Source organism: Simplicispira sedimenti, from assembly GCF_022760965.1.
In the GTDB taxonomy this organism is placed as follows: domain Bacteria; phylum Pseudomonadota; class Gammaproteobacteria; order Burkholderiales; family Burkholderiaceae_C; genus Simplicispira; species Simplicispira sedimenti.
This window is the reverse complement of sequence record NZ_JAKVIJ010000001.1, coordinates 69,768-80,674: the sequence shown is the minus strand read 5'-3', so window position 1 is coordinate 80,674 and position 10,907 is coordinate 69,768. Positions and strand designations below refer to the sequence as shown.

Here is a 10,907-nt window from a genome sequence, read left to right as displayed (position 1 = left end):
GCCAGGGCTTCAAGCAAAATCAGAACCATGACATGGAATCTCCTGCGCCTTGGGGCGATGGCACTGATTGTAGGAACGCTGGCGGCCTGCTCTTCGGCACCCGATGTGGACACCGCGCCCGAACCACCGCTGTCCACCCGAGCGCCCGTCGCACTGCCCGGTGATGCGGGGCCCCTGCCCCCGGCGCGCATGCAGCCCAAGAGCCGCTGGGTGCCGGTGCGCTGGGCCGAGCTGCCCGGCTTTTCCGACGATGCGCTGCACGAGGCCTGGAACGCCTGGGTGCGCAGTTGCGAGCGCCCCGCGCCCGCCTTCCAGGCGCTGTGTGGCGAGGTGCGCCAGCTCAGCATTGCGAGCAGCGACGAGCAACGCGCCTGGATGGTGGCGCGCCTGCAACCCTACCGCATTGAAACGCACGACGGCCAGGCCGAGGGCCTGCTCACCGCCTACTACGAACCCCTGCTGGACGCGGCCCGCACCAGCGGCAACGGCTACCAGGTGCCGCTGTACCGCCCTCCCGCCACGCTGGGTCAGCGCAAGCCCTGGTACTCGCGCCAGGACATCGACACCCTGCCCGAAGTGCAGGCGCAACTGGCCGGGCGCGCCATTGCCTGGCTGCGCGACCCGGTGGACGCCATGGTGTTGCACATCCAGGGCTCGGGCCGCCTGCGCGTGCAAGAGCCCGACGGCAGTGTGCGCATGGTGCGCGTGGCCTACGCAGGCAGCAACGACCAGCCCTACCAGAGCGTGGGCCGCTGGTTGTTGGACCAGGGACTCACGCGCGACGCCACCTGGCCCGGCATCAAGGCCTGGATCGCCGCCAACCCGCAGCGCGTGAACGAGCTGCTGTGGAGCAACCCGCGCTACGTGTTCTTCAAGGAGGAGCCGCTCGATGCGCTCGACGCCGGCTTCGGCCCGCGCGGTGCGCAGGGCGTGCCGCTGACGCCGGGCCGCTCCATCGCCGTGGACCGCCAGAGCATTCCGTACGGCACGCCCGTGTGGCTGGCCTCCAGCGGGCCACAGGTGCAACTGGGCCGCCTGGTGCTGGCGCAGGACACGGGCAGCGCCATCCTGGGTGCGGTGCGGGCCGACTACTTCACCGGCTGGGGGCAGGAGGCCGGGGAGATCGCCGGGCGGCTCAAGCAGGGGCTGCGGCTGTGGGCGCTCTGGCCGCGCTGAATTTTATGCCAAATTGGCCTCTGGCGCTTATTTTATAAGCGCTAGTAGCTATCAAAATAATAGCATCAGTCGGTGCTTTCAGGCGCTTCTTTGACCACCGTCAGTTGCAGCGCCCCGCCCTCGATCCGGTAGGCAAAGGTGTAGCGGCCCGGCGCCAGCGCGGTGTGGCCGTGTGGGTAGGCTGTGTCGTTGACATGCACGAGCTGGCGCGCGGCCAGTTGCACGCGGGCCTTGCGGTAGTGTGGCGGCGCGGCCGGAAAGGCGTGCCAGCGGCTGGTCTGGCCCGGCGGTACAGGCCCCAGGTCCACATCGGTGCCTTGGCGCGGCAGGCCCAGCCAGACATGCTCAAAGGGCTGCGGGCTGTCGTTGCGGATGCGCAGCCACACCGCCTCGCGGGCCTGCGCGAGCGCGGGGACCAGCAGGCCCGCCAGTTGCAGCAGTGTGCGGCGCATCATCGCGTGGCCTGCAAGCCTTCCAGGTCGTTCAGCAGCTCGCACACGCGCGCACGGCGCCGCTCCAGCGCTGCGCCGCCGATGTTCAGTGCTGCTGACGTGCCTTCGTCGGCGTGCTGGACGGCCACCCAATGGCCCTGCGCCTTGTCGAACGCCAGCCATGCGCGTTGCGCGGCGCGCAGGGCCTCGCGCTGTGCAGGATCGGTGGCCTTGAGCAGCGCGGCGTACAGGCGGTTGAGTTCCTTGTCCCAGGCCTCATAGGCTGCGCTCTGGGCGTCGCTCAGGTCCACCGTGACTCCGCCGCTGCGCTGCGCAGCCGCCGCCAGCGTCTTGTCGATGGGGTGGGCCGCGCTGCGACCGCAGAAATGTGCGGTGGCTTGGGCGGGCAGGGTGGCCAGTGCCGCCAGTGCGGCGCAGACCAGTGCGCGGTGGCTGGGTGGTGTGTGGGGGGTGGGCATGGTGATCAGGGATTCTGGAGGATTTGCAGGAGCTGCTACCCATGGCATTGCAGTGCCTGGGCCTGCGGGGCGATGCCCCAGCCGCTCCAGGCGCCGTCGTCCATTGTGGGGCGGCGCTGCATCGATAGTCCCAGGCGCGCCAGCAGTGGCTCGCTGGCGTGCCAAGGCCCGTTGCCGTGGCGCAGTTCGATGAAGACCTGACCGCGCTCGCGCGTGATGCACAGCGCAAAGGGCGCGCGTTCATACCGTGCCACGAAGTTGTCGAAGGCCTGGGGCTGGTCGGTGAATTCGACCAAGGCAAAGCCCCAGTCGGCTTCCACGAAACCGAAGTGGCGGCGCAGGTCTTGCAGGCCTGGGGGTGGGGTCATTCGGCCACGCTGTAGCTCAGCAGGTCGAGCGACTGCGTGTCCTTGGGGTTCCACGACAGGCCCGATGCGCGCGCGATCACCGTGTAGGTCTTGCCTTGCTCCATCTTGCCGCCGGGCATCAGCGATTCGGTGCGCGGGTCGATGTAGAGCATGGCCGTCAGGCCTTCGCTGCTGCGCATCAGCACGGCCTTCTGGCCGTTCTTGACTTTCACATCGTTGACCCATGCCGCCTTGTTGCCGGGCGGCGGGTTCAGGCTCTCTACCGTGCCCGACAGGCGCACAATCTTGCGCCAGACCTTGCTGTCCTGCGGTGGCACGGCCTTGCCGTTCTCGGCGGCGTCGGCCTTCTGGATGTCGCCCAAGGTGTTGTAGGCGATGGTCCAGTCGGAGTGGCGGGTGTCGCGGCGGATGTGGTCGGCCGCGAGCATCAGGTTTTCCGTCCAGCCGCCGCAGGCGCTCTTCTTCTTGCACAGGGGCCAGGCGGTCTTGATCCAGCGCTCCAGTTGCGCGGCCTTGTCGTGGCTGCCCATGTCCAGCCGCACGCCCGCGCCCAGCACGGCAGCGGCCTGGTTCTGCTCGGGCGCCACCACCAGCACCGCACCGTTGCCCACATCGAGCTTGCCCACGCGCAACTGGCGCATCATGGCGTGGGCGTAGTCCTCGGCGCTCTTGCCGCCCAGGTCCTTGACCAGAAGGGTCACGATTTCCACGCCCGTGGCCTGCGCGTGCTCGTACATCTGCTTTTCAAACTGGGCACGGATGGCCGGGTCCAGGACGCCGAACTCGTCGTAGATGAATTGCCCGCCCTTGGAGGGCAGGGCGCTGGTGTCGGCCTTGGGCAAGACCTGCGCTGTGGCGGTGGCGGCCACCGGGGCCGGTGCAGCGGGCGCTGCCATGACTGGGGCCATGGCCGGTTGGGTGGCAGGCTTGGAGGTGGGTGCGGGGGCCACAGGCGCCTGGGCCGTGGCGACCGGCTTGCCGCCCTGGCATTGCGCGCCGCCGCCCTGCAGCTCGCAGGCTTCGATCCAGCCGCTGGCGATGGCCGCCAAGCGCTTGCGGCGGCCGGGATGGGTCTGGCCGTCGGCCTCGGGGATGAGCGTGGCGATGGCGTTCTGCGCGTCCTTCAGCGGTGCGCCCATCTTGTAGAGCACGAAGCCGCTGAACTTGTCCGACTCCAGTTCGATAGGCGGCTGGCTGCCGCCGGGGACGATGGTGTGGCCCGAGAGGTGGTGACCGATCTCGTGCGCCATGATGCTCACGGGCGCCCAGTTGTTGGCTTGGGTCGCGCGGATCACTTCGCCCATGAAGGCCGGGTTGTAGGCGATGACGCGGCGCGGCACCTTGTCGGGCCCGGCCATGATGACCGCGGCGGCATTGGGCACCTGGCCCTCGACCACCACGAAGTTGGCCGGCAGGCCGGTGTAGCGCATGATTTCGGCCACCACCTGTTTGCCGCTGCTGCCGCCCTTGGACAGGTCGGGCGGCGAAAAGGCCAGCGGGCTGCCGTCGTAGGAGCAGGCCTGCAGCGTGGCGGCCAGCTCGGCGGCCAGTTGCGCACGCTGGGGCTTGGCACCGGCAACGGTGGCTTTTTGCGCCAGGGCCAGACCTGTGCTGGCGAGCCCGATCAGGGCGGCGCAGGCCCATGCCACGGGACGAAGGTAGGGTTGCTTCATGGGTGCAGGTTCCTCAGATTGGATCGGTGAATTCAGTGGGCCGTGGCGTCGATACGGGCGCGCCCCAGGCCAGTGCTCCCGCGCAAGGGCCGCCCCGCAGCGCTGCGAGAGCGGGGGGAAGGCGCCAAAGGCGACTCAGGGGGGTGTCCCATCGTCAAGCCACCAGGGCCGCCACGCGCAGCACGCGCTGGGCCAGCTCGGCCTGGCCCCGGGTGCCGGTCTTGGCGTACAGGCTGGCGAGCTGGGTGCGCACGGTGGGCAGCTTCACGCCCTGGGTGTCGGCCATTTCGCGCGGCGTCATGCCCTGCAGCAGCAGGGGCAGCAGGGCCGCCTCGGCGGGTGTCAGGCCGTAGAGCGCGCCGCACACGGGCATGGCGGCGTGGGCCTGGGGCAGGGTTTCGGGCACCAGGACGAATTGGGTGATCGGCTCCTGCGCTGCCGGGCCGCCGCGCAGCGGCGTGGCCAGCGCCACCAGGGCCAGGCCCTGCGGCGTGTGCAGTCGGGCCGAAACGGGCGTGCGCGCGCTCTGACTGGCCGCATGCAGCGGGGGGAGCGCGGTATGGAGGTCGGCCAGTTGCATGGGGGCGCGCGCCTGCCAGCCGGTGGCGTGGCGCAGCAGAATGCGGCCCTCGTCGTCCACGCCCAGCCAGGTGCGCGCATGGTTGTTGAGGTAGCGCAGCGTGCCCTGCCGGTCCACGTGCAACAGGCCCAGCGGGAGCTGGTCCAGCGTGCGCTCCAGCGCCTGCGTGTGGCGCTGGGCCTGCTGCAGGCGGCGCTGGGCGCGCATGAGGCTGCGCACCCAGGGTGTGACGGCGCGCAACTGGGCGAACTGCGCGGGCGTGAATTCGGGCTGGCCCAGCTCGTTGTACAGCGCCAGCACATGCACGCCCACCTCGGGCGAGGCTTCGACGATGCTGTTGACCATGGCGTCGATGCCCAGGGGGCGCAGGTAGTCGGCGTAGAAGCCACTTCGTTTCAGTGCACTGGTGGCGATGAGCTGCTGGCTCAGGGAGCCGCCGCGTGCCAGGGCCTGTTCGTGCTGGCGTTCCAGCGCTTCGCTCCAGGCGTCCTGCCCTTGGATCAGCCGGGCGTAGCGCTCCAGGAAGTCATCGGGCATGCCCCACTGGTGGGCTGCCAGCGGGTCGCCCTCGCCAGGCAGGGGACAGAACAGCACCACCTTGTGGCTGCCCAGTGCCTGGCCCAGATGGCGCAACAGGCGCGGCACCATGCCGGGCTCGCCCACGGCCTCCAGGCTCTCGGCGATGAGGGCCTCGAAACGGGGGATGGCCAGGTGCTGTGCGTGCCAGTTCTTGTTGCTCACTGCGGCCCTTCTGCGTTGGTTGCGTGGAATGGGCTGGATGGTAGGGGTGCGCTACCGAGGGGGCATCATCCAGGTGGATGATGGGGCGGACTTTTCGCACGCCTTTTGCGGTTTCTTACATCCCCATCTGCCACAGCACCAGCTCCACCACCGCCCGGGCATAGAGCGCGGTGGCTTGCCACTTGAGCACGGCGAACAGCCCACCGGCCAGCAGCAGCCGCAGGCCATCGCGCCGCAGGTCCAGCACGAAGAACTGGCGCAGTGCCAGCATGAACCACAGGGCCTGCAGCGCCGTCATGTACCAGGGGGACCAGGCCTTGTGCCACTGCATCAGGCCGGGGGACGGCACCAGCACCAGAGGTAGCTGGTTGGCCATCTGCAGTGCGATGAACACGGCCTGGCAGTACAGCGCCAAGGCCAGCAGCTCGGTGGCGTTGTAGCCCATGCGGCGACGCAGCAGCAGCCAGGCGCTGGCGAAGGCGGCCAGCGCGCCCAGGGAAAACGACCACTTGGAATACGCGGCGACCAGCGCGTACATGCGCGCTGCGGCCTCGCTGGGAAAGGCGGGCCGGAGGTAGTCGGTGTGGCCCAGCACGATCAGCAGGCAACCAATGGCCAGGCACAGCAATGTGAGGGGGTGCGGGTGGTCCTTGCGCCGGCCGCGCACGTATTCACGCGCCACGGTGCCGGGCTGGGGCAGCACGCGCAGCGCGTTGCGCACCATGTCCCATTCGAACCAGCGAAAGCGCGCCCAGGCCTCCTTGCGCACGGTGGCAGCGCCCATGCGGCCCGCCTTCTTCTGCCCGCACTGGGCGCAGTAGGGGCCGGTGAGCGGGGTGGTGCAGTTCAGGCACTGCGCGGTGTCGAACAGGGTGTCGATGGTGGGGAGCGTCACAGGGCGGCGGGGCGGCAGGCAGGGGCTGCGCATGGTACGCCCGCGGGCCGGGGCCTGGCATCGTTCAGGTGGATGAAGCGGGGTCGGTTTGGGGGTGCAGAAGCGCTATGAATTTCATAGCTTATGGCGCTTGTCGAATATGGCTTTCAAGCGCAAATTCATCTGGAGCTCCTCATTGATAAGCGCCGCATGCTATGAAAACGATAGCATCACATGGCTCCCTGCCGCAGGTGGCTGAGCGGCAGCGCACCGCTGGCCTTGACCTCGCCGAGCGAGAAGCTGGTGTGCATGTCCTTCACGTTGGGCAGGTGCAGCAGCACGTCGCGCGCAAACTGCGAAAAGCTGTCGAGGTCGCGCGCCACCACCTGCAGCTCGAAGGTGCCCGTGCCGCTGATGTAGTGGCACGACACCACCTCGGGGATCTTCCGGATGGCCTCCTCCATGGCCTGCGTGAGGCCGCCGGTGTTGCGGTCGGCATCCAGGCGCACGAAGGCGAGCACGCCCAGGCCGATCTTGCGCCGATCGATTTCGGCGCGGTAGCCCTTGATGAAGCCCGTCTCCTCCAGCGCACGCACGCGGCGCCAGCAGGGCGCGGCCGAGAGGCCCACGCGCTGGGCCAGTTCGGCGTTGGTCAGGCGCGCGTCGGATTGCAGTTCCTGCAGGATGGTCAGGTCGAATTTGTCCAGGTTGTTCAAAATATCCACCAAATGAGAAAGGATCTTTCGCAAGATAGCGCAAATGCGGCATCAAAAGCAAACACCTATCGGCGACAAGGGCATACACTCCTCTGCACACTGGAGCCGCCACCCTAACTGGCAGGCGCCCACGTTCCGCCCCACAAGACGCGGCCCCACGAACCCGCGAAGGAGACAACACGATGAACGCACCCTTGCCCGAATCCGTCCGCAAGGCCCTCGAAACCGTCACGCTGGAAGACAAATACACCCTGGGCGAAGGCCGCGCCTTCATGAGCGGCGTGCAGGCCTTGGTGCGCCTGCCCATGCTGCAGCGCCAGCGCGATGCCGTGGCGGGGCTGAACACCGCCGGTTTCATCAGCGGCTACCGTGGCAGCCCGCTGGGCACCTACGACCAGGCGCTGTGGGCCGCCAAGAAGCACCTGGCCGAGAACCACATCGTCTTCCAGCCCGGCGTGAACGAAGAACTGGGTGCCACCGCCGTGTGGGGCACGCAGCAGCTCGACCTGTACCCCGAGAAGAAGAAATACGACGGCGTGTTCGGCATCTGGTACGGCAAGGGCCCGGGCGTGGATCGCTGCTCGGACGTGTTCAAGCACGCCAACATGGCGGGAACGGCCAAGCACGGCGGCGTGATCGCCATTGCCGGCGATGACCACATCAGCAAGAGCAGCACGGCGCCGCACCAGAGTGACCACATCTTCAAGGCCTGCGGCACGCCGGTGTTCTTCCCGAGCAATGTGCAGGACATCCTCGACATGGGCCTGCACGCCTTCGCCATGAGCCGTTTCTCGGGCGTGTGGTCGGGCATGAAGACCATTCAGGAGGTGGTGGAGTCGTCGGCCAGCGTGTCGGTGGACCCGGACCGCGTGAAGATCATCCTGCCCGAGGACTTTGCCATGCCGCCCGGCGGCCTGCACATCCGCTGGCCCGACGTGCCGCTGGAGCAGGAGGCGCGCCTCATGGACTACAAGTGGTACGCCGCCCTGGCCTATGTGCGTGCCAACAAGCTCAACTACAACGTGATCGAAGGCCCCAACGACCGCTTCGGCATCATCGCCAGCGGCAAGGCCTACAACGACACGCGCCAGGCGCTCATGGACCTGGGCCTGGACGACGACACTTGCCGCCAGCTGGGCATCCGCGTGCACAAGGTCAACGTGGTGTGGCCGCTGGAGGCCACCATCACGCGCAGCTTTGCCGAAGGGCTGCAGGAGATTCTGGTGGTGGAGGAGAAACGCCAGGTCATCGAATATCAGCTCAAGGAAGAGTTGTACAACTGGCGCGCCGACGTGCGCCCGCATGTGCTGGGCAAGTTCGACGAGCCCGGCGGCGACGCCTCGGGTGGCGAATGGAGCATGCCCAACCCGAGCCAGAACTGGCTGCTGCGCGCCAAAGCCGACCTCACGCCAGCCATCATCGCCAAGGCCATCGCCAAGCGCCTGAAGAAGCTGGGCGTTTCGCAGGACATCATCGCGCGCATGGACGCGCGCATCGCCACCATCGAGGCGCGCGAGCGTGCCATGCTGGAGCTCAAGACCGACACCGGCGAGCGCACGCCCTGGTTCTGCAGCGGTTGCCCGCACAACACCAGCACGCGCGTGCCCGAAGGCTCGCGCGCCGTGGCCGGCATCGGCTGCCACTACATGACGGTGTGGATGGACCGCAGCACCTCCACCTTCACGCAGATGGGCGGCGAGGGTGTGTCGTGGGTGGGGCAGGCGCCGTTCACGCAGGAGCCGCATGTGTTCGCCAACCTGGGCGACGGCACCTACTTCCACAGCGGCCTGCTGGCGATCCGCCAGAGCATCGCCGCGGGTGTGAACATCACCTACAAGATCCTCTACAACGACGCCGTGGCCATGACCGGCGGCCAGCAGGTGGGCGAGCGCCCCGAAGGCCACTCGGTGCTGCAGATCATGAACAGTCTCAAGGCCGAGGGCGTGGCCAAGCTGGTCATCGTGACCGACGAGCCGCAGAAGTACGACGGCGCGCCGCTGGCCGCCGGCGTGACGGTGCACCACCGCGACGAGCTCGACCGCATCCAGCGCGAGCTGCGCGAGATCGCGGGCTGCACGGCGCTGATCTACGACCAGACCTGCGCCACCGAGAAGCGCCGCCGCCGCAAGCGCGGCAAGCTCGCCACGCCCGACAAGACGGTGATCATCAACGAGCTGGTGTGCGAAGGCTGTGGCGACTGTTCGGTCAAGTCCAACTGCCTGAGCGTCGAGCCCGTGGAGACACCGTTCGGCCGCAAGCGCCGCATCAACCAGAGCACCTGCAACAAGGACTACTCCTGCGTCAACGGCTTCTGCCCGAGCTTTGTCACCATCGAAGGCGGTACGCTGAAGAAGCCCAAGAAGGAGAAGAAAGGCGACCTCGCCAGCCTGCCCCCGATCCCCGAGCCGGTGCTGCCGGTGGCGGAAGAGGCCTGGGGCATCGTGGTCGGCGGCGTGGGCGGCACGGGCGTGATCACCATCGGCTCGCTGCTGGGCATGGCCGCGCACCTCGATGGCAAGGGCGTGGTCACGCAGGACGCGGGCGGCCTGGCGCAAAAGGGCGGCGCGACCTGGAGCCATATCCAGATCGCCAACCGGCCCGAGGCCATCTATACCACCAAGGTGGACACCGCCAAGGCCGATCTGGTGATTGGCTGCGACTCCATCGTGGCCGCGAACAAGGCCACGCTGGCCGTGATGCAGCCGGGCCGCACCTTCGTGGCGCTCAATACCCACGGCACGCCGACGGCCTCGTTCGTCACCAACCCCAACTGGCAGTTCCCGGGCGGCAACTGCGAGAGCGCCGTCATCGCGGCTGTGGGCGCGGAGCTGGTGGGCCATTTCGACGCCGAGCAGGTAGCGGTGCAGCTACTCGGCGACAGCATCTACACCAACCCGCTGCTGCTGGGCTACGCTTGGCAGAAGGGTCGCGTGCCGCTGTCGCACGCCGCGCTGATGCGTGCCATGGAGCTCAACGGCGTGCAGATCGACAACAACAAGGCCGCGTTCGAATGGGGTCGGCGCTGCGCGCACGATCTGTCGGCCGTGCAGGCGCTGTTCCAGGCGGCCCAGGTGATCGAGTTCGTGAAGAAGCCCGCGCTGGCCGAGATGGTGGCGCAGCGCGTCGAGTTTCTCACCGGCTACCAGGATGCGGCCTACGCGGCCCAGTACCGCGCCTTCGTCGAGAAGGTGCAGGCCGCTGAAGCCAAGCTCGGCAGCAGCACGCGCCTGGCCGAGGCCGTGGCGCGCTACCTGTTCAAGCTCATGGCCTACAAGGACGAGTACGAGGTGGCCCGCCTGCACACCGACAAGGCCTTCACCGACAAGATCGCCGCCATGTTCGAGGGCGACTACAAGATCGTCCACCACATGGCCCCGCCCCTCATGGCCCAGCGCAACGACAAGGGCGAGCTGGTCAAGCAGTCGTTCGGCCCCTGGATGCGCCGGGCGCTGGGTGTGCTCGGCGGGCTCAAGGGGCTGCGCGGCGGCGCGCTCGACATCTTTGGCAAGACGGAAGAGCGCCGGATGGAGCGTGCCCTGATCGTGGAATACCGCGCCTGCATCGAGGAACTGCTCGCCGGCCTGACGCCCGAGCGGCTGGCGCTGGCGGCCGAGATCGCGCGCATTCCCGAGGACATCCGGGGCTACGGCCACGTGAAGGAGCGCCACCTGAAGGCCGCGCGCGCCAAGTGGGATGGCCTGATGGCCCAGTGGCGCGCCCCGGCGCAGCGCCAGGCCGCCTGAACGCGTTGACCGGCACGGCCCCCGCCAATCCTGGCCGGGGCCGTATCGTTTCTGGGGAGGCCGTTTTCCGCCACCTCGCACCGGACCCCAGGCCGGTCGCCGCGCGCCGCATGTCCCGGGTCGAAG

Annotated in this window: 9 protein-coding genes; 2 read left to right on the top strand and 7 right to left on the bottom strand. The window is 68.3% G+C overall.

Annotation, left to right across the window (positions count from 1 at the left end):
• Nucleotides 1–27: 27 nt before the first annotated feature.
• On the top strand, nt 28–1,176 hold the full coding sequence (gene mltA / locus MJ602_RS00380) for a murein transglycosylase A (protein ID WP_243018954.1): 1,149 nt from the start codon (nt 28–30) through the stop codon (nt 1,174–1,176).
• A gap of 65 nt (nt 1,177–1,241) precedes the next feature.
• On the opposite strand, the gene MJ602_RS00375 is transcribed toward mltA, so the two are convergent.
• The 7 genes from MJ602_RS00375 to MJ602_RS00345 all read right to left on the bottom strand — a co-directional run bounded on the left by MJ602_RS00375 (nt 1,242) and on the right by MJ602_RS00345 (nt 7,038).
• Entirely contained in the window at nt 1,242–1,631 is a 390-nt protein-coding gene (locus MJ602_RS00375) for a hypothetical protein (protein WP_243018953.1), read from the bottom strand.
• Nucleotides 1,628–2,086 carry a lysozyme inhibitor LprI family protein gene (locus MJ602_RS00370; protein ID WP_243018952.1) on the bottom strand — a complete coding sequence of 153 codons (459 nt, stop codon included), beginning with the start codon at nt 2,084–2,086 and terminating at the stop codon, nt 1,628–1,630. Before MJ602_RS00370 ends, MJ602_RS00375 begins: the two co-directional genes overlap by 4 nt.
• Nucleotides 2,087–2,121: 35 nt before the next feature.
• The gene (locus MJ602_RS00365) at nt 2,122–2,454 is read right to left on the bottom strand and encodes a hypothetical protein (RefSeq protein WP_243018951.1); all 333 of its coding nucleotides are present in this window, start codon (nt 2,452–2,454) and stop codon (nt 2,122–2,124) included.
• Nucleotides 2,451–4,127 (bottom strand): TPM domain-containing protein, encoded by a 1,677-nt coding sequence (locus MJ602_RS00360; protein WP_243018950.1) that lies wholly within the window; start codon nt 4,125–4,127, stop codon nt 2,451–2,453. Before MJ602_RS00360 ends, MJ602_RS00365 begins: the two co-directional genes overlap by 4 nt.
• A 154-nt stretch (nt 4,128–4,281) precedes the next feature.
• Nucleotides 4,282–5,448, bottom strand: a complete 1,167-nt coding sequence (locus MJ602_RS00355) for a helix-turn-helix transcriptional regulator (RefSeq protein WP_243018949.1) — start codon at nt 5,446–5,448, stop codon at nt 4,282–4,284.
• Between the two features lie 115 nt (nt 5,449–5,563).
• The gene (locus tag MJ602_RS00350) at nt 5,564–6,343 is read right to left on the bottom strand and encodes a DUF3667 domain-containing protein (RefSeq protein ID WP_243018948.1); all 780 of its coding nucleotides are present in this window, start codon (nt 6,341–6,343) and stop codon (nt 5,564–5,566) included.
• A gap of 209 nt (nt 6,344–6,552) precedes the next feature.
• Nucleotides 6,553–7,038 carry an Lrp/AsnC family transcriptional regulator gene (locus MJ602_RS00345; protein ID WP_243018947.1) on the bottom strand — a complete coding sequence of 162 codons (486 nt, stop codon included), beginning with the start codon at nt 7,036–7,038 and terminating at the stop codon, nt 6,553–6,555.
• Between the two features lie 182 nt (nt 7,039–7,220).
• On the opposite strand from MJ602_RS00345, the gene MJ602_RS00340 reads away from it, so the two are divergent.
• Entirely contained in the window at nt 7,221–10,781 is a 3,561-nt protein-coding gene (locus MJ602_RS00340; RefSeq protein ID WP_243018946.1) for an indolepyruvate ferredoxin oxidoreductase family protein, read from the top strand.
• Nucleotides 10,782–10,907: the final 126 nt, after the last annotated feature.